This window comes from Maridesulfovibrio salinus, assembly GCF_055394525.1.
Genome location: NZ_AP042461.1, coordinates 3,428,799 through 3,454,108 on the forward strand (window position 1 = coordinate 3,428,799; position 25,310 = coordinate 3,454,108).

The following is a 25,310-nucleotide window of genomic DNA, read 5'->3' on the forward strand; positions in this document are numbered from 1 at the left end:
ATAGCATGATTATAACTTTAGCATTTGCTTGATTTATGCGTTTTATTTCGGCCATTTCAGAATTTTATCATGGAAAATTAACGAGATACAAAATCCAATTTGCATTTATGTAAATTTTGGAGTAAACCCCCTGAACATATTTTTCTGCGACATAAAATATTTCAAGGGGGAAATTTTAAAATGCGCAACTGGAGATTGTTATTCTTTTCTACGCTGGTGCTGACACTTTTCTGTCAGCCTGCATTCGCTGCTGATTCCAGTCTTGGACCGGCAAACGCTGAAATGTTCGGAATTTTTACACTTATTCCGCCGCTGGTAGCTATTGTACTGGCTTTCATTACCAAGAACGTTGTTCTTTCACTTTTCATCGGGGTATTTTCCGGTGCGTTCATGCTCGAAGCCAAGGGCTTTGACATCTACAACGGTTTTGTGGGCGGCTTTCTGAGAATGTCCAACGAGATTCTCGCATCTCTGGCCGATTCATGGAACGCGGGTATCGTGTTGCAGTGTCTGGCTATCGGCGGTCTCATCGCACTGGTTTCCAAGATGGGCGGAGCTAAAGCGATTGCTGACGCTCTGGCCAAGAAAGCCAGAAGCCCCAGAAGCTCGCAGTTTGTTACCTGGATGCTAGGTCTTTTCATCTTCTTCGATGACTATGCAAACTCCCTGACAGTCGGTCCCATCATGCGTCCGGTAACAGATAAGATGAAGGTTTCCCGTGAGAAGCTGGCATTTGTTATTGATGCCACCGCCGCCCCGATCGCGGGTATCGCGCTTATCTCCACATGGGTTGCCTACGAAGTGGGCCTGATCCGTGACGGTCTTCAGGGCATCGGCTACACCATGAACGCGTACGGCGTTTTCGTGGAGACCATTCCTTACCGTTTCTACAACATCCTGATTCTGGTCTTCATCCTCGCCACCATCTTTTTCATGCGTGAATTCGGTCCCATGCTCAAAGCCGAGCAGCGTGCCCGCACCACAGGCAAAGTCCTTGATGACAACGCCAAGCCCATGGTCGCTGACGAGGCTACCGAGCTTCAGCCTGATGAGAACATCACACCCAGCATCTGGTACGCCATCATCCCCATCGGAACCCTGATTGTTGCCGCTTTCCTCGGCTTCTATTTTAATGGATACAACGGCATCATGGCCGGAGACGATGCGGCAGTCAAAGCCATCTTCGAAGAATCTCCCATGAGCTTCGTGGCCATCCGTGAAGCATTCGGCGCGTCCGATGCGTCCGTTGTTCTTTTCCAGGCCGCCCTTATTGCCGGTGTTGTGGCTCTCGCCATCGCCATCGGTAAACGTCTGCTCAAGGTAGATGAAGCCATCTCCACATGGGTGCAGGGTGTGAAATCCCTGAACATCACAGCGGTTATCCTGCTGCTGGCATGGTCCCTGTCCGGCATCATCAAGGAACTGGGAACCGCGGCATATCTCGTAAATGTGCTGTCCGATACCATCCCGTCATTCCTGCTGCCCTCCATTATTTTCATCATGGGGTCCATCATCTCTTTCGCGACAGGAACCTCATACGGAACCATGGGTATTCTCATGCCCCTGTGCATTCCGCTGGCGTTCGCGCTGGTTCCCGAACAGGGCTACGTGATCCTGAACATCGGTGCGGTTCTCACCGGCGCTATCTTCGGTGACCACTGCTCACCCATTTCAGATACCACAATCCTGTCATCAATGGGTTCGGCCTGTGACCACATCGACCATACCAGAACACAGCTCTTCTACGCCGTACCGGTAGCTGTCATCTCCATCCTGTTCGGATACATCCCAGCGGGACTCGGAATGCCCGTACTCATGGTACTGCCCGTAGGTGTCCTCGCCGTACTGGCAACTGTAAGATTCCTCGGTAAGCCGGTCGCAAACTAATTGCCTTCCGGCAGCCCTTCGGGGTATAGCCTCCGGCGGCCCTTCGGGGTATAGCCTCCGGCGGCCCTTCGGGGTATAGCCTCCGGCGGCCCTTCGGGGTATAGCCTCCGGCGGCCCTTCGGGGACCAAAGAACCCTTTTGAAAAAGGGTTCTCTGGACTCTCCGAAAACTTTCAATAAGGCTTCGCCGCTTCGGAAGGCTGAATATTTAAATTGATCAGACTGTTGAGAAAGTATCAGATGCGAGGCGCAAGAAAAATATTGGAACGAAGCGTATCTAAACATACGTGAGTTTCAATATTTTTAGCAGCAACGAAGCAGATGGTGCTTTATCGGCAGTCTGCCTCCCCCTGAACAGATGTTCGGGGGGAGTTTTATTTTGATAATGAGGCAAGGAGAATAAGACTATCGAGAAAGTATCAGATGCGAGGCGCAAGAAAAATACTGCCCTCCATCAACATCCGCATTCATGAGAAACAACCCTGTTACGCCCTCCATGTTTGGCTCTGTACAATGCGTCATCAGCATTTCTTATTATTTCATCGAAATCAGTAGAGTCACAATTACTTGCAACGCCGATACTTACGGTTATTTCAGGTAGTTTACCGCCGGAATCAACTCCAAGATCCTGAATCGCCTCACGAATTCGGTCAGCTATTACCAAAGCCTGTCTGTATTCAGTGTCATGCAGCGCGACAATGAACTCTTCCCCGCCGAAACGACCCAAAATATCCGAAGGGCGTAATTTACTTAAAACAATTTTGGAAAACATATTCAGGATTTTATCCCCGGTATCATGTCCGTAACGGTCATTCACGACTTTGAAATGATCAATATCCAAAAGCAGAACGGACATACTGCGCCCGTACCTTGCATGGGTGGACAGCATCCGCTGCCCCAGTTCCATTACATGACGCCTGTTGTATATACCTGTGAGGAAATCCTTAGTTGCAAGAAAATACAGTTTCTCCTCCTCCGCCTTGATGTTGCGGGCTTCCCTGCGCAGAATATACCAGCATCCTCCGAGGGTCAGCAGATAGAACAGGAAGATCATGAAACCCAGCTTAGGCAGAAGTTCCCTGCTCGGTATATGTTCGTCCCATATAATATACCCCAGCATCCCTGACTCCCCATCCAAAGGCAGCGCACTTTCATGATCGCCCGGTTTACCGGCAAAATCGAGCCCGGAAATCATGAAATCTTCACCAATGCTCTCAAGATAAGCTGAGTCCAATCTTTTGCCTAAAACAAGAAAATCATCGGTATTGACTGGCAGCTTGGTTTCTTCATTTATGAACGGCCCAACACTTACAAGGTACAACTCATCTTCATAAATGATATATCCACTTACAATTTTAAACAGAGAAAAGCTGTTTCTGGATTTTTCCATAAGAGAATCCAGCCCTGATTCTGCAAGAATAGAGTAGTTTATTTCCTTGGAGGTCTCATCAGTGGCAATATAGGATGGTATCCCGTCATCCACAGCTAGAGAAAAGGACAATCCCAGTTTATCGATCAGATACTTTCCGGAATTTCGTTCAATCCATTCTTCATCCGGGCTCAGAACTGTTTTTTCATATGCCTTATCCCAAAATGAATACTCCTCAAGAAACCTGTTCTGCTGATTAGCTTCAATCCTCAAAGCCACCTGCACCCGTTCTTTGAGATTTTCAGCGGCAAGACGGTCAAGGGAATCAAAATATATTGCAAATCCACCGGCTATACCGACAAGACTGACAGAGAAAAGCATCAGTATCGTCAACCGGACAGATTTACCTTCATAGAATTCCCGCATTCTACCTCCCTGGGTCAAAGCGAATTGAATCACAACACAGGATATAGCTGGTCATACAAACCTTTTATAAAACTTTAACATAAGATTTTATATAAATTAACTCTTAAAGCGGCTACCTCAGACAGCAAAATAAACAGAGATAATTGTCGATAGCTGGACTCCTCCCCACACGAAAACATATTGAATTTTAACATTGACATATTTTTTTAGTATAAGTAGCACAGCTGCATAAACAATAAAAATTTCTTACTCAGAGGTGTGTATGAACAAACGCAGATTTTCCATTCTCATTCTGGCTTTCATTTTCGCGGTTCTGTCCTGCAGTTCCGCTTTCGCCCATGAATTTATCATCAAGCCCGTGCAGCTTGAAACAGAGAAAGACCACGTTGTGCCCTTCTCTGTTGTCTCCGCCCATGTTTTCATGATCAGTGAAGAAATGGAGCCTATCCAGCATGTTAAAACCAAACTGTATTCCGGCGGCAAGGTAAGTGACATCAAGCTGCATCCTAATGAAACCCTGATGACCCTTGACGGTCAGATCAAGCCTGCGGCTGAAGGAACAGCAATCATTGCCGGACATCGTGAAGGAGTTATCTGGACCCAGACCACTCAGGGCTGGAAGCAGAAATCCAAGAAAGGCCTCAAGGGTGTTATCAGCAGCGGCAAATATGAGAAGTTCTGCAAGACTCTGGTTACCGTGGGTAAGGCTGACGGCAACTACGCAAAGACCGTGGGCCACCGCCTTGAAATCGTTCCCCTGAGTGACCCCACCCAGGCAAAAGTGGGCGACGAAATCGAATTCAAGACCCTGCTGGACGGCAAGCCCATCTCCGTGGAGGACATGCTCGCAACATACGACGGTTTCTCCTCCAACCCCAACACCTACGCCTATTACACCCAGCCTTACGGCGCGGGACTGACCAAAGTTAAAATCACTGCCCCCGGAACCTGGATGGTCCGCGTGCAGTACAAGAACGACACCGCCACTGCCGATTACGACAGCCACGTTATGCGCGCAGTGCTGGTTTTTGAAGTGAAGTAATATGAAATTCGGTAAGATTACAGCGGCCGCACTCACAATTGCGGCCGCGACTTTTTTTTATGCGGCGGCCTGCCTTGCCCACGGGGTTTCTTATGAGATGATCGACACCTCACCGGCCATCTCGTTCAAGAGCGGATTCTCCAGCGGAGAACCCATAGCCTATGGCGAAGTGCTGATATATTCACCCGCTGACAGCGAAGTGGAATACCAGAACGGCAGGACCGACAGGAACGGAGTGTTCACCTTTCTGCCGGACCGGGCAGGAATATGGAAAGTTGAAGTGGATGGCGGACTGGGGCACAAACTGATGTTTGATGTAACGGTTTCCGAACCTTCAGCGGAAAACAGAAACGGAGTCAACGTGGCGGGTATGGGGCATTCGTCCCAAGCCGTAAACGCGGCTCTGGGTCTGAGCCTGCTCCTGAACGTGGCGCTCGGCGCTCTTTACTGGAGAAAAAGGAAATAGCTTCAGGCGACTTTCCGAAACCGGAGAGTCTACCTTTCAGTTCTCTTTTTATGAAATCCCCCCTCTTCAGGGCGTTGCCTCCGGGCAGCGCCTTTTCTTTAGGGAAGAATCAGATCAGACGCAATCTTTCCGCAGGCAGCCGGGAAAAGTATAAATACCGTTTGCCTGCATCCAGTATCCCTGCCTGCCGCTTTTTGATTCGTAAAGGCGGCTGAGCCCCACCCGGATATAAACGGCCTCCCCTCCCGCAAGAAGGGCATTGAGTTCATCAAGCCTGTCCTGCTCGACATAACACAGTGCAGCCTTGTGAAAATAAAGATCGGAAATCGGGGTATGGCGGAATCTTTCACCTGAAAGGTCACTGAAGCCGACCCGCAGCTTTTTCTCTTCCCCGAAATCAACAACTGACACGGAAAGGGAAAGAGGATCAACCCGGACGGTCCGTATGGAACGGGAACAGGAAGAATCAACCGGCACACATCTGTTTGAGGGAGTCACCAGCCCTTCAAAGGCTTCATGTACCGAATCCACGGCACTTTTTTCGAGAATTTCCCGAAAAACATCCTCCTCCACCTGCTCCATCCAGATATCATTTTCGAATCTGCAATCCTCAACATGAGGAGCGGCGGCATTTTCATCGGGAATAATATCAGCGGAAACGATGGTACCGGGATAAATATTATGACTGCAAACAAATGAACGGTCTACGTAAGGAAGGGGCCGATAGCAGGTGCCATCATTTTCATCCAGCAGGGCGATGCAGACATCATCACTATCTTTGAATCGTGTTAAGTCAGTAAGAACCAGCATTAAATGGAAAATCCTGTTCGGGAATTATTTGAAATATATCAATCCTTGAAAAATTACACTCGACCACCCAGCATCCCCGACAATTCAAGTTATGCATATACCCTTAAAGTGCCTGATTTTGCAATATATATACTTACTTAATCTGAATTGGCAGCCCTTTATTTAAAATGTTTCCCGAAAATAACCCTGCTGTGACCTGTCCACTTTTTCCGGACCGGACTTGATCCCGATCAATGATCCCGCGCGGGAGCTGATGTAGGCAAAAGGTAAATGTCCGTCACGAATTAATATCAAAAACACTCATTCAACGGAGTTCGCCATGAAGACAACTGGAGTGGGAAAGCAGGAGCGCAAGATTGAATCAATGGCTGAGATAGTTATGGGTATTCACCCCGAAATGACCAGAATTTCAGTAAAGGGAGCATTCAGGTTGGGCATCAATGACGCCCTGAAAAATTCAGGCTACGCAAGCTGGAAAGAGGTGGCGGACAAGTCTCTGCCTGAAAAGAGGAACTTCTTCAACGGGCTTCTTGAGTCTTCCGTCAAACATCTGCTCAAGATAGGTTTCCCTCAGGAAAAGGCTCAACAGGCCAAAACCAGCCTGATGCAGGCCAATGACAGGTTTCTGAAATCCTGATTGGAAACGGAATCTGCGGCAACGCAGATAGTGCTTAATCAAACATAAATCAGGCGGCCGAGAAAGAGCCGGATGCCATCATTTAGCAGGGGCAACGCAGATGATGCGTTACCGGCCGCCTGAGGGCCCGCCTTAGTCACTAAAGCGGGCCCCTTTTAAAATTCATTTATAACCGAAGCTTTCCCTTTATTCAGGATTCCCAGAACCGGACTGGCTATTAAAAGAACTCTAATCCTATTGTGTGCCCTGCATCATCTGCCCGGCCTGTCCGATTATACCCTGCATCTGGGCCGGGTTGACTCCGGCCTGTGCGAGGTCCTTGACTATTCCCGAGCCCATGGATGCCGCCTGCAGGTTCTGCTGCAATTGCTGTTGCTGCTGCATCTGCTGTCTGCGCAGGTCCCTGAATTTTTCCACTTCATCGCCGGAGCGCACGATACCGTTAGGCACACCGATAAGTTCGGCGTAGTCTTCCACAGCGCGGTCCATATCCACTTTATCAAGCACTTCGGGATTGGCCTGTGCCAGCCTGCCCACGAAGTCCGCCAGTGACTGGATGGACTGGGTGCCGACCATTTTCTGGGCCTGTGCCAGAACCGAAATATAATCCACCTTGATATCGTGTCCTTCCAGTATGGAGGGTGGCTGCGGCAGCTGTCCGGCACGCATCAGGATTCCGAAAACCCTGTCGATGAGCGGGTCCAGAAGTTCGGTATGCTGTCTTTCGATGACCGGGCCGAGCTGGATCAGTTTTTCCTCGTGCCGCTCCGCAACTTCCGCCGCGGTGATGGTTCTGCGGTCGGAGCCTGCCATCATCATAAATATGTCGTTGTAGAATCCTTCCCTGATGGAGCCTCGCACGTCCTGAATCTTGTTGCTCACCCCGGCGAGGTCCGGGCGCACCTGATAGAGCGGTGAAACTGAATCCTGCTGATTCTGCTCCACCGGGTTCTGTCCGCCCGGCAGCAGGTTCAGCCTGCGTGAATACATGGACGGGACCTTCATGGGCGGGCGCAATGTCAGATGAACGGCCTGAATCTGGCTTTTACTCATTTCCATGAGCATTTTGACATCCGCCAGCACATCCATTGCCGGGGAGCGGCCGTAGACATCCATAGCCGAGGTGTCCCAGCGGGGAACCATGTACGGATTTTCCATGAATCCGCCTTCCGAGAGCACATAGCCGCCACGGTCATTGAGCAGGAATATCGACTCGAAAGGCATGTTCGCCGCGTCCTTTTTTTCATGGTCGAACTCGTCACGGGGCTGCACCACATGAAGTACATCGAACCAGTGGTCACGGTTGACATTGAGGCTTGTAACCACCGTGGCGGGCAGATTTTCACGCCCGAAACGTTTCTCCAACTGCCGGGCGGTCATCTTGAATTCACGGAAAACCGTATCCACACGGCCCTGAGCGTCAGTTGCCAGTGAGTATTCCCCGGCGGTCAGAGTCCTGAAACGAAGCCCGCGTTCCTCGTCCGGTTCGCAGTAAAGGATTCCGGTCCCGAAACCCGCCAGTTCTGTATAAAGTGAATGGATGCAGGAATAGAAATTACTTTTGGATAAGGCGCGGTACATGATGTTCTCGACCTGTGCCACCCACTCACGCACCGATTTGTTACGGGAAAGGTCACGCTCCGCTATACCGAGACGGAACCAAGGTCTTGCGGGGGATGTCAGACCGCCCTGAAGGCCCGCCGCCAGAATGCGCAAAGCACGCGTAGCAGTGGAATCAATGATCTTAGCACCGCGCGAACGGCCATCGTTAGGCTGCTGGCCACTGTAAACACCACGCCGGGGCAAGATGTATTCACTGATCTCACGCCAGTGCCCTTCCCAGCTGCCACGCTCCTGCTTCAAGGTCTGCAATCTGGATGTGTATCTGTTTTTTTGAATATCTTTCATATCTTTTATCCTTGCCTCCAACGGCTTTTAAAACTCTCCGAGGGCCAGGGGGGGAAACTTTTGCAAAAGTTTCAATCCAGAGTTCTCCCTTCGGGGACCCTGCCGGGGGCCTCAAACCCTTTGAAAAGGGTTTAAGAATCCCAAACTTTTTTAATAGGGCTTTGCCGCTTCGCATTAAAAAACTACGCATGATCTAATAGAATTAGCATGTAATTAAAGCTGTTTTCTCCCTTCGGGGACCTGCCGGGCCTTAAACCCTTTGAAAAGGGTTTAAGAATCCCAAACTTTTTTAATAGGGCTTCGCCGCTTCGCATTAAAAACTACGCATGATCGAAATAGATCAACGTGTAATTTAAGCCGACAGTTACTCTTTCACAAAACTATCAAGCCTGAACTTCTTTTTCGGCGAAGCCTTATTAAAAGGTTTTGAAGGGGATGGGGTCTGGGGAAGGGGAAACTTTTGCAAAAGTTTCCCCTTCCCCAGCCGCCGGAAGCATTATCATTTATTTATTTATTATTAATAACGACAAGCCGCTTGCACTTGGGGCATTTGACTTGAACTTCGACAACTTTGCCTTTCATGAGCAGCCGCCTGCATACGGGACACCTGTGCTCTTCCATCAGTTTGCTCCTTTGGAATTGTGCAGTTGTTCTTTTTTGACCATTGCTTTGCCAGCCACTCCGTTTGCTCCGGTAAGGATTGTTTTCATGCGTCCTGCGGCCCTGACCTGCCGAAACTTTTTCTCGCTTGCGGTACGCCTTGCGATTTTGGCATCCAGCTCGGCATTCTGACGATCCACTTCCCGCTGCCTGATATCGTTTGGATGCAGCCATTCTCCATCGATCAGGTTGTATCCGGCTTTGTGCATCTCATCGGGCGTGTACCAGTGTCCGGTCTTTTCAGAGAAGGTCCAGTCAGTCGGCGGCTGCCATCCTGAGGGGGCGTTCAATCCTTTGGTGTTGGACCTCGGATTGGTCCCGTAGGTTGTGCGATGCCACTTGAAATAGCCGTTGAACCCCGGAGAATGTATGTCATACCAGACAGATCCCCTTCCCTGCGGGGCAGTCGGCAGCTGCGGCCTGTAAAATTTCGCCATATGCCCTCCTACTCACCCAGTTTTTTCTTCTGGGCCTGAAGATTCTGCGACTGCATGGCCGGGGCTTTAACGGTCAACTGCCCGTTATCGCCCTGCCCTCCGGTCAGCACGGTGGAGCTCCGGCCCTTCTTGAGCCTTTCCATCTCACGCATTTTTCTGGCCTTCAGCTTCTCTTCGCTGTTGGCGACATCATCCATCTTCGGTGGCTCCGGAACCTTGGACACCGGCGGTGCCGGTGGTGGTGCTACCGGAGCGGTCGGGGATTTACCTCCTCCGCCTCCCATATTATTCTCCTTTGCTTAAAATGTTTTCACGCACGGCACAGAACAATGCCGCGTCTATGCTTTTATCCAGATCCGCCATGTACGCCCCTTTGGGTATGGTTCCGGCTCTCCGGAATCCGCACCGCAGGGCGACACTGCAGGCCAGTTCATTGGAAACAGGTATCAGTCCCTTTATACAGTCAAAAAGATATGCGCCCGATGCGTCAGTGACAGTCAGCAGATGTCGCACTCCGCCCCGTGTCATCTGCAACGCTCCCCGCCCGTAATGTTCCGGCATTGAGGCAATGTGCACAAAGCATGATCTGGGAGTAAAACCGTTCAGCCAGAACAGCCCGGCGGGTTTCTCATCCTTGAACCCGAAAAAGAAATGCTGATCCTCCATATCGGCAATGCGTTTAAAGCTATCGAAAGACCTGTTTGCACACTCGTAAAAAATCACGGGCAGGGTTCCGGCCTCGTGCAGATAATTCCAGAACCATTTAAGGTGTGCCTCGGTAAGGGAAACCGTGCCGTCGAAATCGCGATATTTATAGAAGGTGTATCCGCCTTCCATTTCAAAACCGTACATTCTAGCCTCCGCTGAAGATGTCGTAATCCATTAATCCCTGCATGGACTCACCGCCGCTGAAAACCGTCTCCTTGCGTGGAAACACCGCCCCCAGTGCAGGGTCGAGGATACGGGCCATGCAGTCGAGCATGTCATCGTGCGGGGCCACCGGAAAAGCGAGGTACTCGTCATCGATGAACTCACGCACCAGATCCCGTTCCCGGCCCTGATGATCGAGAAACCTAGCCCGCCAGGGCAGAAACATGCGCCCCTGCTCGAAAAGCGGGACCAGCTTGCGGATTCGGTCCACCTTGGGCACATTCCCGCCCAGAGGATCGATGGTGAAGCGGTAGTTCTGCTCCTGCATGACATACTGCATGTGCTCAACGTCCGCCTGCTGACCGTATTTTTCGTAGCCCACCGCAAGGGGGCTGTAGGTGCGGTGCAGACGGAAAAGGGCCCGCGCCCGCTCGGTGAGGTTCAGCCTGTCCCTTATGCCGTCAATGAGATAGTAATTGCGGTCCGGTCCGAGGCCGATGACCAGCATCACGGTGTAATCGCTCCCGGTCTTCTTTTCACTGGCGGGGTCCACCAGCAGATAGCGGTTGAACTGCTCCCAGCGGGGCCGTCCGTCCGTGTGCCTTGTATCCCATCGGGAAACCCATTCTTCACGGAACCCCTGAACATCATCAGCCCGGGGGTCCTGCATCATCTGGCAGCCGAAGACGTACGGTCCCATCTCCCTGCGTTTGGTTTCAAGCTGTTCACGGGTCAGCAGCATGGGTGTGCCCTGCATGGTTCCGTCATCCGTTGCCGGATAGATGCGTGGGACAGCGGCCTCCCTTTTCATCATTTCCCGGTAGGTATCGTTGAAATGGTAACGGGTTCCGATGTAACGCTTGATACCGTCCCGAGTACCGAGGTTGATGGACAGTGCCCATGCCTCGGTGGTCTTGAAAATCATATCCGGTGATGAGACAGATTCACGGGTCACAACATCATCATATATGAGCCGGGAAAAATGTTTTCCGGTGGGCTGGCCGTCCACCAGTCCCCATGCTTCCACGCTGGCTTCTTTAGGATTGGATTTGCGTTTGACGATTATCCCGTCCTCTTCCGACCATTTGGGCGAATCCTTTCTGGGATTGCTCCAGAGCACATCCGGGTAGCACTGCTTGAGCAGTTCGTTACGCTCGAATTCCTGCTTGATCTGACGCAGAAAACCCTTGGCAACAGGCCGGGTGTGGCTGAAAATACCCACGGTAACTTCAGGGTCACGCAGGATATCCTGCACGGTCAGGGCAAAGGTGATGATGGTTGATTTGTAGTGTTCACGGGACCACAGATCCAGATGTCCGTCCGGCGCGGCCTGCAGTTCCCGGCAGCGGTTGAAAACCCACTCCCGGTTGGCATCGGCACGGCCCAGAAGACGGGTGAGCAGGAAAAAAAGGTCATTGCGTCCCAGCTCGGCCATAACCAGCAGGGCTTCATTCTTCTGCTCGGCCTCGCGCAGCACCTCGGCGTACCAGTTATTTACGCTGTCCAGATCCGTAAACTTCATCGAGTTTCTCCCTGAGTTCGGGGCTGATGCCGCGGCTTTTGACGGTTTTCTTCACTGTGGCGGAATCCTTTTTGGTTTCGCCTATGCCCCAGGCCTTTCGCTCCATTTCGTGTCTTTTGTGCATGATATCCAGTTTGGCTTTCAGGTCTTTGACCAGATCGGAATCATCTCCCTCCACAGCCAGTGCGAACACCTCCCGGAATCTGTCCAGTTCCTCTTTCTGTTTTCTGATCACTTCAGCTTTGGTCACTTGAACACCTCGTAGACAACCCTTCCCGCAACCCCGGCGACAACCGTCCCGGTTCCCCAGACCGCCCGCTCAAGGCTGCGCAGTTTTTCCGCGTGGGTATGGCAGCGTCTGGCTCCGTTTATTTCGGCAATATCCTCCTGAATCGCCTTGACTCTTTCATCTATGCGGATCAGCAGGTCCTGTGTTTCATTCCTTTCCTCACTCATTTTTATTTCTCCAGGTTTTAGCCACCTTCTCGGCGCTGCGTCCGACAACATATCCTCCAAGGCCCAGTTCCATAAGGGACCAGAGCTGGGAAGGAAGAGCCAGTTGCGGAGCCTTGTCCCAGAAAAGGGCAAGATAGGGGTAGACAAGATAGTTGTTGGCCACGATAGCGATGATGGTCAGCATGAGAATGGGCCGCCACGAACGCTGCAGCCAGTTGCCGGACATCTCCGCCAGCATGATTTTCACCCTTGATTCAAGGTCGGCGAGCTGGCCGGACTGATGCAGTTCCATGAGCCGCAGACGGGCTTTTTCCCGCTCGCCCGCATCGGGCCAAATTTTATCGATGATGGTCGAGCCGAGATCCAGAATGGAACCGATCATGATTCCTCTCCGTTGTCCGGCCTCTCCACAGGCGGAGTCCAGCCCTTGAATTCGGGCCGGTTACGGGTGTGCTTGTAATCCATAAGCGAGCATCCGCTGTCCACCCATTCAGGGTACTCCTCAATAAACGAGGCATAGTTTCTGATCATCCTGCGGCTTTCCATGGGATAAAGTGCCGCAAGCGTCTCTGCCGAAATTCTGTTCATGTTTGAACCTCCTTTTTCGGCCACAATAGAGACTAAGCCGGACATATTTCACCCAACTCAGGTCCGCCCTGATGATTTTCCATAAAAAAACCTCCCTGACCGGAATCAGGGAGGTTTCAAGTGTATAGGAGATAATACTCATTTAACGAGATAGCTCACACCCTACTCGTAAACCTCTTCAGGCTTTACAAAGCAGAAAATTGAGCCGGAGTATTTTTTCATTTTCTGCACTGGCTCTACAACTTTTAGACGTAGTTTTAAATCAGCAGCGGACTCTTTGAGAGGCAGGTTAAATCTTAGCGCTATAACAGCCGAGTAAGAGGTGTTCTCAACGGAGTTTCTTCTGGATGTCAAAGTGAAATGGCCTGATTTGACTTCCTTATCTCCGGACATGAACTTATAGCTGATTTTACCGTCCTCCTTTAACAAATATTGGAGTGCATGATTCTCGGGAACGGCAATAAATAAAGCATGTGGAGCTTTATGATTGTATTCCAGGGTAAGTGTTGCTTCCGCTCCTTTCTGAGAAATATCAAATTTTGCGTTAGATATGTTCTGATAAAATGTATCAGGGAGAAAATAGGCTTTGAAGGTGTTTGTACTATATAAAGCATATGCCAAGATCAGAAATGTCATTGCAATGAATAATATTTTTTTCATTTGATCTCCAAAGTGGTGGGGCATGCGGTGGTGGATATTGGAAGCCCCGCACCGGGTTGTGGTACGGGGCTGAATATTAAGAGATTACATCCTCTTTATTGAAAGGAATGCCTTTCATACAATGCCGACAATAAACTTTAGGTTCTGATGATAAATAATAAAAAGCTGGTGTCATGAATAACATTTCTAGATAATAATTAATACTTTCCCCGGCAAAAAGGTCATATACGACACCAGAGCCAGCAATGAGCAACCACGAAATGCCTAGCTGTTTATAAGTAACAGTTTTCAAATCCTTCCCACATTCCGGACATTTGATCTTTATCCTAAAAATAACATCATACACTAATAACAACATAAAAACGATTAAAGTCAGTTCCGTGCTGGTCATATTTACTTCCTATTTTTCTTAATGAATTTATCCAATCCATCTTTAGCCTTCTCGTGTTGCTCTCTGAAATTTTCCTCAACTTCTTCTGCTATTTAATCTCTTGATTTATTTTTTTGATCTTGAATTGCCCCACCTAAACCTTCAAACATTCCAAACTCCCCGCCAACCCACTGCTATCCATAAAATTAACCGGATCATCAGTGCAGTAGCCGTACAGGTCCACATCGCCGCCCTCATAGCCCAGCGGGTCGGGGGAGATGAACCTGCCGATGGTCGGGTCGTATTCCCGGTAGCCGAAATGGATCAGGTTGGTGTCGGGGGTGGGCGGTGAAGCACTGGTATGGTTTCCGTAAAATTTTTATGCGGTGGTGGATATTGGAAGCCCCGCACCGGGGGTGGTGCGGGGCATACTCATTTAACCATATACTCCTCACGATAAGGAATTCCTTTCATGCAATGACGACAATAGAACTTCGGTTCGGAGGAAAGGTAGTAAATAGCTGGGGTTAGAAATAGCGTTTCCAGGTAATAGTTGATACTATTTCCTGTCACAATGTCATAAACTATGTCAGAACCAATTATGAATAATGCTATTGTACCAAGTTGAGCATATGTAGCCGTTTTAATTTCATTTTGACATTCAGGACATTTTATTCTTTTTCGAAAGAAAATGCAGTAGGTCAATGCTAAAATGAATACGACAGTACTGAGCTCTTTGCTGGTCATTCTTATTTCCTGTAATGTTTTTTGAAATTGTCCAAGTGTTTCTCTGTGTCTTGACGTTGTTCGAGGAAGTTCTCTTTAACCTTTTTAGCTGCTTCATTTTTTGTTTTTTTATTGTCCAGAATTGCCCCGACTAAACCTTTTAACATACCTAATGACCCTCCAGCTAATCCAAGACCTAAGCCAGCAGGTCCATATTTCATAAAGCCATTAAGCCCCTTGTCTGTTGCAACCTCCTTAGCTTCTGACATCATGTTATTAAATATCTTACGTTTCTCCGGACTGACATATTTTGCAAATTTTATATAATCATCCCCATCACCGGAAAGAGTATCTGCAGCACGACTCAGAGCATCCGCAGTCCCACGCCCCATTTTGGTAACAGCACTCCAGAAACCGCCCTCGTCTTCCTTTTCATTTGACTCACGGGCTGCCGGCTCTGCATCCGAAGATTTATCTTCCTCCGGAACTGGTTCAGATTTCTCGGCATCTGCCTTTTTCTGCTTAGGAGAATCATGAGAGCCGGCTTCCTCCGCAGGACGGTCATTTGATCTAGGCTTGGTCTTTTTATCAGCCTTATTTCCTTTAACAGAAATTATTTCTGCCTGAGGATCAACACCTGATTCATCAAGCCTTTTACTCAGATTAGAAGTCTCTGCCTTCTCATCCTCACCAGCCTCACTACTCCCCGCCAACCCACTGCAATCCATAAAATTAACCGGATCATCAGTGCAGTAGCCGTACAGGTCCACATCGCCGCCCTCATAGCCCAGCGGGTCCGGCGAGATGAACCTTCCGATGGTCGGGTCGTATTCCCGGTAGCCGAAGTGGATCAGGTTGGTGTCGGGATCGTACAGACCTCCGGCGAAGCCCAGCGGTTGTGAAAGATCGGGGTTGCTGTCCAGTATCTTTCCTCCGAAAGAATCATATAGAACCTCCTGTACATTATTACCCGACAAATCCGCAACACTAATAATGCTGCCAAGCTGGTCGGTTGCGACAATGTATCCTTTAACGCTCAAGGACAGGCAGGGCGGACATAATTAACCCAACTCAGGTCCGGGTGGTAATGAAAGTAAGGGAATTTATAGGAAAGGAAGGAAACACCAAAACCAAACCCCCGTCCTGATTTCAGGACGGGGGTTCGATTCTGGGATAAGGTTAGTCTGTAAAATTACTTTACATCGAATGCACTTTTATTAAAAAAGCAGTAAAATTCATCGCTGTTATGGGAAAGTTCTTTTACTTTTCCGCGATAAATTCTTTTTAAAATGTTAAAGCTACCTTTATCACCAAAAACATGGGCCTCAATATACTTTTCAGCTTCTGCAAACGCACTTACAGAAAGCAGGAAAAGTATAGCTACTGTGAAGTAAAGTTCAAACAACACTTCGGACACTCCTTTTTCAAAAGACTTTAATTAAATAATACGCCGAAAAAAGGTATCGTCAATAGCAAAATATTAATTCTTTTTTTCACATTCAGCTGTTTAATAGTGATATTTTTTTCACAAAAAATAAAAACCGCCTTCATATAAAGACGGTCTATATACGGACAATCACCCTTATTTCCACCCAAAAAACTCGGAAATAAACACTCCCTGTGAACAATTGGACACTGAAAAACAATACTGTCCGTGGAGCTTCATTACGCCGCACTGAGTACTTTTAGTCTGCTTTATCCATTGCTTATGAAATGTATGAAAACCGTAGGCATTCTCCAGTTTTGTGTGAACAGCAGCCAGACATCCCCCACATCTCCCCGGACCGGCCACACTCCAAACCGGAGCAGCACCTGAAACAGCACTTCCTCCACTCCCATTCGGGCCTGAATATGTCGATTGACACAAAAAGAACTTAAAAATTATTATGTTTTTTAATCAATAAATACAGACCCTTAAGATCCAAACTCAACTCATGATTCTTCGATGCGTGGCAATTAATTCACCTGCTTTAAGGCTTATCAGATCAATCCATGCCTGACCATGAAGCCGTGAATCAATCCATTCATCTCAATAGGCTTTTCGAATATGATGGAATGACCGCGGCCTACAAACTCTATACATCCAGCATTACAGAATATTTATCCCAAAAAATCAGACATACCGGACGTAGGGTCCGCCACTTTGGCCTGCACTGCAAGCGCGGGAACATCAAGCGGCTTTACGGTCAAGTGAAACTTAAAAACACAAAAGCCCGCAGGCTCCCGAAGAAACCTGCGGACATTTATGTAAATCCCACACCGGACCGCTAGGGCCCGGCCTGTGGAAATAAACCTTGATTCCAGTCTTCAGGCGAAGAGGAATCAGATTTTTTTAATTTCAGTGTACCAGACCGACCAGTCCGAAGACTATCAGATATCCGGCCACAATATAATTAAGCATCCTGGGAGCAATCAGGATCATGACTCCCGCTATCAGTGCAATCAGGGGCTGTAGTTGGAAATGAAGATTCATTTTTTCTATCTCCTTGCTGCTTCTGATCGAGACTTGCCCGACCCTGTTACCCTGTCCGGCTATTTATCCAGAGAATCCTCGACCTTATCGCCGAGATCTTCAATTGTGTCCCCTGCTTCTTCAAGTTGCTCATCTACTTTTTTACCGGCCTTTTCAGCAGGACCTTCTTTTTCACATCCGGTAACAGCTGCAAAGAAAGCCAGCAGGCAGAACAGATAGATTAATTTCTTTAACTTCGACATTCATTACTCCTGTTGAACTGGGATTTATCATTAGGGCATTTCACGACAGGCTCTATCAGCGCCATTTCAGAGAACTGCGGATATCAATCTTTAAAACGCTCTTTAGCGGATTTGATGGACTTATCGAGCACGCCCCAGGCCTCTTCAAGACCGGCTCTCAGTTCCTTCCATGCATCCGAGCTGGAAGCCTTCAGTTTAGAGAGTTTCTCTTCAGTCTCGGCGCGCTTTTCCTTCATTTCCTTAATCTCATCAGCGTATTTTATACGCATATCGGCTTCAGCACCTTTTGCCTTGGCTTCTAGCAGTGAGATCTGAGCGTCGATTTCATCGATTTTACTTTTGATTTTCTGAACAAATTCTTCGCGATTGGACATTAAACGTGTCTCCTTCTGTATTATAATTGATGCTGAACAGCATTGACCGCAAAAAGCGATTAACTACAAAGATACATGAAAAAGCAGCATCGTCAACATCGATAGTTAAATTTCATATCTTCTCAGCATCAGAGACTTTTATCAGACTCCAACCGGATGACTTGTTCAGGACGCTTTTCCCAATCCAACAGTTGTATCCAGCCCTGCGTAAAATCCCTTACTGCGACTTTACGCGCTGAAACTTCTTCCCAATTCACGGGCCTGCTCCAGAACGGACCCGGCATTGCTGAGCTGGGGATAGTATCCGGGGTCGCCGACCTCGCGCAGGATGTGCACTTCATCAAAGCCCAGAAAGCGCAGGAATCTTTCATATTTTTCCTGAATATCCCCATACATGGACGGGTCCGGAGCACCCTGCGCTATGATGAATACAAGCTTTGTTCCTTCTTTCAGACGGCTGAATCTCCGGCTTGAATCGATATTGCCTTCTTCATCAAAACCGTCATGGAAGTCCGGTGTGAAAAGATGGTACAGCCGGTCGATGAAAGTTTTAGTCTGCGCGTTCACATCGCCGAAATACACCGGGCTGGAGAGCACCAGAACATCAGACTCATGCATTTCATCATGCACTTCGGTCAGATCATCCTTGATGGCGCAGCGTTCAACCTTGCCCTTGCAGGCCATGCATCCGATACAGCCGGAAGCATTCAATTTCTGCATTTCATATTCTTTTATTTCGGTCCCATCAGCCAGACCTTCACAGAAAGCGTTTACAATTTCACTGGAATTGCTTTTTTTGCGGGCGCTGCCCTTCACTACGGTAACTTTCATTTTCCACTCCTTGGATTTGGATAAACTGATATAAAAATGTTTTTATTCACCGATCAATGAAAACAGCTTATACTCCGCGCTGCCTTTACCTGTATCATCATAATGGATGAATGGCCGCGCGGAAAATTAACGACTTTCTGCTGATTATTTCCATTGACATTCCCCGGCCAGTCAGTACAGCTTACCCCGGTTCAGTCCCGACAGCCCGACCGTCCTGCCGCAGGGGCCCGATCAGGGGGCCATGTGATCCGGCATCAGCTGGCGAAATCAACCGCTCGGGAACACCAGACATATTTCCAGAAAGCAGCCGGAGGCAGCCATGAAACAGATTCAGGTACAGATTAAAATTTCCCCAGATGACATAGAAAAGCCGTCAGCCATCCGTCTTGCGGCGCTTGAAAAAGCGGGCCTGCCGGACAATTCCGAGATTTCCACCCGGGTTCTCAAGCGTTCCATAGACGCGCGTTCACGCAATCCGCACTACCAGTTGCAGGTTGCCGTTGGCGATCCCGAAACCGTGGAGCCGACAGGCTCGGTATTCACTCCCCGCCCGCTGAACGGCAGAAGCGTCATAGTCGCCGGGGCGGGTCCGGCAGGATATTTCGCGGCGTTGACCCTGCTGGAGCACGGGGTCAGGCCCATCATAATCGAACGGGGACGGGACGTTAACGAACGCCGCAAGGATCTAAAAAAAATATACACCGAGGGGCAGGTTAATCCCGATTCAAACTACTGTTTCGGTGAAGGCGGAGCCGGGACCTACTCTGACGGAAAGCTGTACACAAGAGCCACCAAGCGGGGCAACGTCAGCCGTATTCTGGACCTGCTCATCGCCAACGGTGCGCCCTCTGACATCCGCATTGATGCCCATCCGCATCTCGGGTCCAACATGCTGCCCAGAATCGTGCGCAAAATGCGTGACGACATAACCTCCTGCGGTGGTGAAATTCACTTCAATACCCGTGTGGAAGGCTTTCTCACAGATAACGGAAGCATGACCGGAGTAACCCTGAGCAGTGGGGAGCAGCTCCATGCTGACGCGGTAATCCTCGCCACAGGGCATTCAGCCCGTGATATATTTCATGCCCTGAACGATGCCGGGATTCTTATTGAGCCCAAGCCCTTTGCGCTGGGTGTACGCATCGAGCATCCGCAGCCGCTTATTGACAAAATTTTCTATCATCAGTCACCACGGCACGAGAATCTGCCCGCAGCAAGTTACAGAATCTCCACACAGGTGGGCGGACGCGGGGTGTTTTCATTCTGCATGTGTCCGGGCGGGTACATTGTTCCGGCCTCCACCGCTCCCGGAGAACTGGTGCTGAACGGCATGAGCCTTGCCGCACGCAACGCGCCTTTCGCCAACGCCGGACTTGTCGCGCAGGTTATGCTCGAAGATCTGGAAAATCCCGGAGATCCGCTCTGCGCGCTTAACTATCAGGCCAAAGCCGAGAAACGTGTCTTCGAAGCCGGGGACGGAAAAACACAGCAGGCCCCGGCACAGCTGGTTTCAGATTTCATCAAAGGTAAAGTTTCCGGCAGTATATCAAAGACTTCCTACATTCCGGGTGTGTACAGCGCTCCGGTGCACGAGCTGCTGCCGTACATTCAGGCCAGCGCGTTGCGCGATGGGCTCAAAGCGCTTGGACAGAAATTCAAGGGATTCGATACCAACGAGGCCAAGGTGCTCGCAGTTGAATCACGCACCAGCTCGCCCGTAAGAATTCCCCGTGATCGTGAAACTTTCGAGCATGTGCAAATAAAAAGGCTGTTCCCCTGCGGAGAAGGTGCAGGGTACGCAGGCGGAATCGTGTCCGCGGCTATGGATGGAGAAAAATGCGCGCTGGCGGCTGTTAAAGCTATCGGATAGGACGCCCTTTTATGCCTCCGGCGGCCCTCTTATGCCTCCGGTGGCCTTTTCTTTGCCTCCGGCGGCCCTGCCGGGAGCCTCTCCGAGGGCTTAAACCCTTTTTGAAAAAAGGGTTTAAGAATCCCAAAAACTTTTATTAGGGCTTCGCCGTTCGGTTTGGTCTGGCGAGGGATATTACAAGAGGGTCTATCTTTGGGGGACCAAAGAAAATTTTATCAGGGCTTCGCCGTTCGGTTTGGTCTGGCGAGGGATATTACAAGAGGGTCTATCTTAGATGGTCGGACGGGGAATAAGCGATGCCTCCGGCGGCCCTTCGGGGACCAAAGAAACTTTTTGGAAAAAGTTTCTCTGGACTCTTCAAAAACTTTTATCAGGGCTTCGCCGTTTGGTTTGGTCTGGCGAGGGGTATTACAGGAAGGTTTAACTTTCCGAGGATTTCGCTTTTGGCTTAGTCGGGAGAAGTAGGAAATCAGAGGTGTTGTCGCTTGGAAATAGGGTGGCAGGACTAATTAAAATAGCGGGGTTTTCTAGCAGAACATTTCCAGAGTTCCGCGAATGGTTTTCATAGGAATAAAAAGTTTATATGGCTCATCTTTGAACTGTATAAATCCATATTTCTTATAGAAACTAAGTGCTTCGTCATTTTTGGCATCAACAGCGACGGCAAAAATACCCACAATATGTGCAAGATCTACTGCCCGCTGAAATGAATCAAGAAGAAGACCTACCCCGATGCCCTGTCCCTGATAGGCAGAGGAAACGGCCAGCCGGCCCACAAGCGCAGCGGGAACATTATATCCTTTCGGTATCTTTTTCCCTTGGGTTTTGCTCATCACGCCGGGCTGAAACGTGTGCATACTCAGTGTGTAATAACCCAGCACGTTCGGGGTTCCCTCGGCGCAGTGAACATAGCATTTTGAAAGACCATTTCGAACTTCACGATCAACCCGCTCTATCAGAAATGAATCAAGGGCTGGTTCTCCAGAAGAAAAACCAGCCCTTTCATGTTCATCAGAAAGGAGGGAAGTGAAGTACTTCATTTATCGAGCGCAGTAATCCTTTACTGCTTTTATCAAAGCAGCATTCGGTTCAGGTGCGTTCTCACAAGCATTCACAAGCAGATCGTAATCGCGATCACTGATATTACCCTTGACCGCCACGACCGGCGTGGTACGATTCTGCTTCTTTGCTTTAATCCGCCTGGACTTAAAAGGCGCAGCATACGCAAGGCTCATACCAATACTCCTTGAAAGGGTTGATTTAATTCATCTTCCCTTCTGTTTAAATCTCAACCAGATATAATCATCATCTTCCATCACCCAACACCATTCAAAGTGCAGGCTAACTTAAGTTATAATATACAATCGTAGTGATCATGGCAAGGGCAGCAAATCAATGCTTCCTGTCAAAATTTCCGCCATAACAAATACATCTGCACCAAGAGTGCCACTCTCCCCCTACAGTTACGAAAATAGCAAGAGTCATGCGGCCATTTTATGCCTCCGGCGGCCTTCTTGTGCCTCCGGCGGCCCTGCCGGGAGCCTCTCCGAGGGCTTAAACCCTTTTTGAAAAAAGGGTTTAAGAATCCCAAAAACTTTTATCAGGGCTTCGCCGTTTGGTTTGGTCAGGCGTGGGATATTACAAGAGGGTCTATCTTAGGGGGTCGGACGGGGAATGAGTGATGCCTCCGGCGGCCCTTCGGGGACCAAAGAAACTTTTTGGAAAAAGTTTCTCTGGACTCTTCAAAAACTTTTATCAGGGCTTCGCCGTTTGGTTTGGGTGAGAAGCGTAGTCTTGGATGGCCGGGCAACTGGCCCTATCGTGCTAGCGGATAATCCTGATAAGATATCCTTTGGACAGGAATTCACGGGGCAGTTCAATGTTCCAGCGTTTCATTTCGGGATTGCTGAAAAACAACATACCTGTTTTACCAATTACCGGGTTAATATCCCTCGGTTTTTCACCTGCAAGGACCCTGCGCAGAAGTTTCAGAGCCTCACGCCCCTGATCAATGCCGGAAATGACATATCCGCCTAAAGCCATTTTATTCCCCACAGAAAAATCCCATAGAGCAAAAAGCGGCAGCGGAGCATGCTTTGATGTCCAGAGCAGAACATCCTTGCTTTCAATATGCCTGCCCTTTTCATCCTTGAATATATGGTAAGTGCCGATAACTATGGCATCATAACCTTTAGCTTTGGAAGTTTTAACAGCCTGTTTCCATTCGCTGAAATTTTTTAGAAGCCTTATATCCGTGTGCACGCCGGAAAGCTCAAATGAAAAGGAATCTTTCATGGTTTCCTTCATGAAAACTCTGGAACTCATGCTGTCATCCATCGCGACAAGACAGCGCTTCAGGCTCGGTCCCATTATTGCCCGCAAGTGAGTTATCGATCTTTTTACGAGCGGCCTTTCAAAAACACCTGTAATTGCGTGGGCATTATCTATGTAATTTCTGATATTCCCGTTAACACCCAGGAAAACTACCGGGACCCCCTTGTCCACAAAATAGCTGGCAAAAACCTTCACTGCGTAGTCGTCAGTCAACACAACAGCATCAGGTAAATGCAGTGAACATATTTTTTTTATCCGCTTCACATTCTGGGCAACGCCCTGATCGCTTTGACGTTTGAAATCAATATAATAAGTATCAACAACCGCCTTGGGACCAAGGCCGCGTTTTATGACACCGTTATGCTCCCGTACCCAATCCATCTCGTGATGGTAGCTGTTGATTATTGCAACACGAGGTATTTCCGCAGCAGCAACACCACAAAGCAAAAGCAGCCAGAGCATGCAATAAAGCACAACTGACGCGTTCTTGATTCTCCACCGACCCAATTTAATCCTCCGCAGTTAAATCTTAAAGAGTCCCCTGCTGCAGGATTACTTTCTTTTGAATCCCGTGTCCACATCTCACTTAAAAACATCATCCAAGTCCGAAAAAACAGACGGTTCGCTTACGACTATGGCAGTCGTAGCGAACCGTCTTACATTCATTAAACACAAACAAGTGTTTGTACAGGAGCGCGAACTTCCCCAAGTTGCGCAAATTATTTTAAGCCCAATAACCCACCAGTGGCGGAAGGGCAAGTCCGTTATAATTCAGGGAACGGAAAATCGCAGAATCTTAACATGAAGCCTTGCGGCTTTCCTCGATGTAAACTTCACCGAGGCGTTTGCTCACCGGACCGGGAGTGCCGTCACCAAGCTCCACTCCGTCCACCTCGATAACCGGGGTGACGAAAGAGGTAGCCGCGGTCATGAAAGCTTCGGCGGCATTCTGGGCCTCTTCGATAGTGAAGGGGCGCTCTTCAATTTCCATTTTCATTTCGTCAGCAATGCGCAGCACGGATTTGCGGGTGATGCCGGGCAGAATGGAATTGGTCAGGTTGCGGGTGATGATTTTGCCTTCTTTGGTAACAATGTAAGTATTGTTGGAAGAACCCTCGGTAACAAAACCGTCCTCGACCATCCACGCATCGTCCTTGCCCTGTCTGTAGGCTTCGCTCTTGACCATGGAAGCGGCAAGAAGCTGCACGGTCTTAATGTCGCGGCGGCCCCAGCGGATATCCGGCTGGGAGATTACACGCAGCCCTTTTTTCTCACCGGTGAGTTTCTTGGCCTGGGTGAAAAGAACAACTGTCTGCTTCACTTCCTTGGGCATCAGGAAATCACGGTCATAAGCGCCACGGGTAACCTGAAGATAGATTGCGCCCTCTTCAAGCTCGTTGCGCTTGACCAGTTCACGGTGAACTTCAAGCAGTTCCTCGGATGTCATGGGCATATCCATGCCGATCTCGCTCAGGGAACGCTCCAGACGTCCTACATGACCATCCCATTCACATATTTTACCATCAACAACGGCAGTAACTTCATAAATACCGTCAGCAAAAAGAAATCCGCGGTCGAATACAGAAACCATTGCCTCTTCTTCAGGCACAAATGAACCATTCACATAAACAGTACGACTCATAATATTATTCCTTTGTGATGCTTCCGGCGGCCAGATGGAAAAACTTTCAGATTCGCCAAGCCCTGTGGCCAAGCCTAAATCCGCTTTCATGCAGATTTATGGAAAAGTTCCTCCTTCCGAATTTACCCTTCAAATATTTTCAAGGGGCTGCGCCACCGGAAACGGAAGATTGTAAGTTATCAAAGATTTGCAACCCGGAACTAAATCTGAAAAAGCGGGTTACCCCATGCCCTCAAGAATTAAAACCGGAACATTAAAATATAAAAAGACCTGACGACTCCGCAACCACTCCGAGAAACACTCCAAACTCCTCAAGCCACAAACCCTCAACCGGACAAAGCAGCGAAGCCTTGATGAAAAGTTTTGAAGAGTCCAGAGAAACTTTTCCCAAAAGTCTATTTGGCCCCCGGAGAGCCTTCAAACCAGAGCAAACCACTCCGAGAAACACTCCAAACTCCCCAATCCACAAACCCTCAACCGGACAAAGCGGCGAAGCCTTGATAAAAGTTTTGAAGAGTCCAAAGAAACTTTTCCCAAAAGTTTCTTTGGCCCGAGAAGAGCCTCCAAACCAGAGCAAACCACTCCGAGAAACACTCCAAACTCCTCAAGCCACAAACCCTCAACCGGACAAAGCGGCGAAGCCTTGATGAAAAGTTTTGAAGAGTCCAGAGAAACTTTTCCCAAAAGTTTCTTTGGCCCTCGGAGAGCCCT

The 25,310-nt window shown here is 49.1% G+C and carries 32 protein-coding genes; 7 read left to right on the forward strand and 25 right to left on the reverse strand.

The window, feature by feature from the left end:
• The first annotated feature begins 180 nt into the window (after positions 1–180).
• Positions 181–1,887, forward strand: coding sequence for a Na+/H+ antiporter NhaC family protein (locus ACZ5PW_RS15790; protein WP_464555435.1), 1,707 nt, complete (start codon positions 181–183; stop codon positions 1,885–1,887).
• 453 nt (positions 1,888–2,340) lie between these two features.
• Here the strand turns inward: ACZ5PW_RS15790 and ACZ5PW_RS15795 are convergent, their stop codons facing one another.
• Positions 2,341–3,681 (reverse strand): sensor domain-containing diguanylate cyclase, encoded by a 1,341-nt coding sequence (locus ACZ5PW_RS15795; protein ID WP_464555437.1) that lies wholly within the window; start codon positions 3,679–3,681, stop codon positions 2,341–2,343.
• Between the two features lie 262 nt (positions 3,682–3,943).
• On the opposite strand from ACZ5PW_RS15795, the gene ACZ5PW_RS15800 reads away from it, so the two are divergent.
• Positions 3,944–4,723 carry a DUF4198 domain-containing protein gene (locus ACZ5PW_RS15800; protein ID WP_464555440.1) on the forward strand — a complete coding sequence of 260 codons (780 nt, stop codon included), beginning with the start codon at positions 3,944–3,946 and terminating at the stop codon, positions 4,721–4,723.
• Position 4,724: 1 nt separating this feature from the next.
• Positions 4,725–5,189 carry a hypothetical protein gene (locus tag ACZ5PW_RS15805; protein ID WP_464555441.1) on the forward strand — a complete coding sequence of 155 codons (465 nt, stop codon included), beginning with the start codon at positions 4,725–4,727 and terminating at the stop codon, positions 5,187–5,189.
• A gap of 114 nt (positions 5,190–5,303) precedes the next feature.
• On the opposite strand, the gene ACZ5PW_RS15810 is transcribed toward ACZ5PW_RS15805, so the two are convergent.
• Positions 5,304–5,999, reverse strand: coding sequence for a hypothetical protein (locus ACZ5PW_RS15810; RefSeq protein ID WP_464555443.1), 696 nt, complete (start codon positions 5,997–5,999; stop codon positions 5,304–5,306).
• 319 nt (positions 6,000–6,318) lie between these two features.
• On the opposite strand from ACZ5PW_RS15810, the gene ACZ5PW_RS15815 reads away from it, so the two are divergent.
• On the forward strand, positions 6,319–6,636 hold the full coding sequence (locus ACZ5PW_RS15815; protein ID WP_464555444.1) for a hypothetical protein: 318 nt from the start codon (positions 6,319–6,321) through the stop codon (positions 6,634–6,636).
• A 234-nt stretch (positions 6,637–6,870) separates the two neighbouring features.
• Here the strand turns inward: ACZ5PW_RS15815 and ACZ5PW_RS15820 are convergent, their stop codons facing one another.
• From ACZ5PW_RS15820 to ACZ5PW_RS15890, 15 genes are all read right to left on the reverse strand, one after another.
• Complete coding sequence (locus tag ACZ5PW_RS15820; protein ID WP_464555446.1) at positions 6,871–8,544, reverse strand: portal protein; 1,674 nt, start codon at positions 8,542–8,544, stop codon at positions 6,871–6,873.
• Positions 8,545–9,051: 507 nt separating this feature from the next.
• Positions 9,052–9,165 (reverse strand): Com family DNA-binding transcriptional regulator, encoded by a 114-nt coding sequence (locus ACZ5PW_RS15825; protein WP_464555448.1) that lies wholly within the window; start codon positions 9,163–9,165, stop codon positions 9,052–9,054.
• Entirely contained in the window at positions 9,165–9,641 is a 477-nt protein-coding gene (locus ACZ5PW_RS15830) for an aminobutyrate aminotransferase (protein ID WP_464555449.1), read from the reverse strand. Before ACZ5PW_RS15830 ends, ACZ5PW_RS15825 begins: the two co-directional genes overlap by 1 nt.
• Before the next feature lie 8 nt (positions 9,642–9,649).
• Positions 9,650–9,925, reverse strand: a complete 276-nt coding sequence (locus ACZ5PW_RS15835) for a hypothetical protein (protein WP_464555451.1) — start codon at positions 9,923–9,925, stop codon at positions 9,650–9,652.
• A 1-nt stretch (position 9,926) separates the two neighbouring features.
• Entirely contained in the window at positions 9,927–10,493 is a 567-nt protein-coding gene (locus ACZ5PW_RS15840; RefSeq protein ID WP_464555453.1) for a GNAT family N-acetyltransferase, read from the reverse strand.
• 1 nt (position 10,494) lies between these two features.
• Entirely contained in the window at positions 10,495–12,033 is a 1,539-nt protein-coding gene (terL, locus tag ACZ5PW_RS15845) for a phage terminase large subunit (RefSeq protein WP_464555455.1), read from the reverse strand.
• On the reverse strand, positions 12,002–12,283 hold the full coding sequence (locus tag ACZ5PW_RS15850) for a hypothetical protein (protein WP_464555458.1): 282 nt from the start codon (positions 12,281–12,283) through the stop codon (positions 12,002–12,004). The genes terL and ACZ5PW_RS15850 overlap by 32 nt, the downstream gene beginning before the upstream one ends.
• Positions 12,280–12,489 (reverse strand): hypothetical protein, encoded by a 210-nt coding sequence (locus ACZ5PW_RS15855; RefSeq protein ID WP_464555459.1) that lies wholly within the window; start codon positions 12,487–12,489, stop codon positions 12,280–12,282. Before ACZ5PW_RS15855 ends, ACZ5PW_RS15850 begins: the two co-directional genes overlap by 4 nt.
• Positions 12,482–12,871 carry a holin family protein gene (locus tag ACZ5PW_RS15860; RefSeq protein WP_464555461.1) on the reverse strand — a complete coding sequence of 130 codons (390 nt, stop codon included), beginning with the start codon at positions 12,869–12,871 and terminating at the stop codon, positions 12,482–12,484. Before ACZ5PW_RS15860 ends, ACZ5PW_RS15855 begins: the two co-directional genes overlap by 8 nt.
• Complete coding sequence (locus tag ACZ5PW_RS15865) at positions 12,868–13,077, reverse strand: hypothetical protein (RefSeq protein ID WP_464555462.1); 210 nt, start codon at positions 13,075–13,077, stop codon at positions 12,868–12,870. The genes ACZ5PW_RS15860 and ACZ5PW_RS15865 overlap by 4 nt, the downstream gene beginning before the upstream one ends.
• Before the next feature lie 162 nt (positions 13,078–13,239).
• Positions 13,240–13,737, reverse strand: coding sequence for a hypothetical protein (locus ACZ5PW_RS15870; protein ID WP_464555464.1), 498 nt, complete (start codon positions 13,735–13,737; stop codon positions 13,240–13,242).
• Between the two features lie 76 nt (positions 13,738–13,813).
• A complete protein-coding gene (locus tag ACZ5PW_RS15875) occupies positions 13,814–14,128 on the reverse strand; it encodes a hypothetical protein (protein ID WP_464555465.1) in 315 nt (104 codons plus the stop codon).
• Between the two features lie 133 nt (positions 14,129–14,261).
• The gene (locus ACZ5PW_RS15880; RefSeq protein WP_464560437.1) at positions 14,262–14,435 is read right to left on the reverse strand and encodes an RHS repeat-associated core domain-containing protein; all 174 of its coding nucleotides are present in this window, start codon (positions 14,433–14,435) and stop codon (positions 14,262–14,264) included.
• Positions 14,436–14,856: 421 nt separating this feature from the next.
• Positions 14,857–15,873, reverse strand: coding sequence for an RHS repeat domain-containing protein (locus tag ACZ5PW_RS15885; RefSeq protein ID WP_464555467.1), 1,017 nt, complete (start codon positions 15,871–15,873; stop codon positions 14,857–14,859).
• A gap of 152 nt (positions 15,874–16,025) precedes the next feature.
• Positions 16,026–16,241, reverse strand: coding sequence for a hypothetical protein (locus ACZ5PW_RS15890; protein ID WP_464555468.1), 216 nt, complete (start codon positions 16,239–16,241; stop codon positions 16,026–16,028).
• A 584-nt stretch (positions 16,242–16,825) separates the two neighbouring features.
• Between ACZ5PW_RS15890 and ACZ5PW_RS15895 the strand changes: the two genes are divergently transcribed.
• Positions 16,826–17,104, forward strand: a complete 279-nt coding sequence (locus ACZ5PW_RS15895) for a hypothetical protein (protein ID WP_464555469.1) — start codon at positions 16,826–16,828, stop codon at positions 17,102–17,104.
• A 67-nt stretch (positions 17,105–17,171) separates the two neighbouring features.
• Here the strand turns inward: ACZ5PW_RS15895 and ACZ5PW_RS15900 are convergent, their stop codons facing one another.
• From ACZ5PW_RS15900 to ACZ5PW_RS15915, 4 genes are all read right to left on the reverse strand, one after another.
• Positions 17,172–17,306, reverse strand: coding sequence for a DUF3096 domain-containing protein (locus ACZ5PW_RS15900; RefSeq protein ID WP_464555471.1), 135 nt, complete (start codon positions 17,304–17,306; stop codon positions 17,172–17,174).
• Between the two features lie 59 nt (positions 17,307–17,365).
• On the reverse strand, positions 17,366–17,548 hold the full coding sequence (locus ACZ5PW_RS15905; protein WP_464555472.1) for a hypothetical protein: 183 nt from the start codon (positions 17,546–17,548) through the stop codon (positions 17,366–17,368).
• Between the two features lie 83 nt (positions 17,549–17,631).
• Entirely contained in the window at positions 17,632–17,922 is a 291-nt protein-coding gene (locus ACZ5PW_RS15910; RefSeq protein WP_464555474.1) for a sll1863 family stress response protein, read from the reverse strand.
• A 228-nt stretch (positions 17,923–18,150) separates the two neighbouring features.
• Entirely contained in the window at positions 18,151–18,753 is a 603-nt protein-coding gene (locus ACZ5PW_RS15915; RefSeq protein WP_464555478.1) for a flavodoxin family protein, read from the reverse strand.
• A gap of 319 nt (positions 18,754–19,072) precedes the next feature.
• On the opposite strand from ACZ5PW_RS15915, the gene ACZ5PW_RS15920 reads away from it, so the two are divergent.
• Entirely contained in the window at positions 19,073–20,623 is a 1,551-nt protein-coding gene (locus ACZ5PW_RS15920) for an NAD(P)/FAD-dependent oxidoreductase (RefSeq protein ID WP_464555481.1), read from the forward strand.
• A 527-nt stretch (positions 20,624–21,150) separates the two neighbouring features.
• Here ACZ5PW_RS15920 and ACZ5PW_RS15925 read toward each other — a convergent pair.
• The 4 genes from ACZ5PW_RS15925 to ACZ5PW_RS15940 all read right to left on the reverse strand — a co-directional run bounded on the left by ACZ5PW_RS15925 (position 21,151) and on the right by ACZ5PW_RS15940 (position 24,599).
• Positions 21,151–21,663: a GNAT family N-acetyltransferase gene (locus ACZ5PW_RS15925; RefSeq protein WP_464555482.1), complete on the reverse strand. Its 513-nt coding sequence runs from the start codon at positions 21,661–21,663 to the stop codon at positions 21,151–21,153.
• Entirely contained in the window at positions 21,664–21,858 is a 195-nt protein-coding gene (locus ACZ5PW_RS15930; RefSeq protein ID WP_464555484.1) for a hypothetical protein, read from the reverse strand.
• 589 nt (positions 21,859–22,447) lie between these two features.
• Positions 22,448–23,464: an ABC transporter substrate-binding protein gene (locus ACZ5PW_RS15935; protein WP_464555487.1), complete on the reverse strand. Its 1,017-nt coding sequence runs from the start codon at positions 23,462–23,464 to the stop codon at positions 22,448–22,450.
• 289 nt (positions 23,465–23,753) lie between these two features.
• Positions 23,754–24,599, reverse strand: coding sequence for a D-amino-acid transaminase (locus ACZ5PW_RS15940; RefSeq protein ID WP_464555491.1), 846 nt, complete (start codon positions 24,597–24,599; stop codon positions 23,754–23,756).
• A 34-nt stretch (positions 24,600–24,633) separates the two neighbouring features.
• On the opposite strand from ACZ5PW_RS15940, the gene ACZ5PW_RS15945 reads away from it, so the two are divergent.
• Positions 24,634–24,774 (forward strand): hypothetical protein, encoded by a 141-nt coding sequence (locus ACZ5PW_RS15945; protein WP_464555493.1) that lies wholly within the window; start codon positions 24,634–24,636, stop codon positions 24,772–24,774.
• The last annotated feature ends 536 nt before the right edge of the window (positions 24,775–25,310 follow it).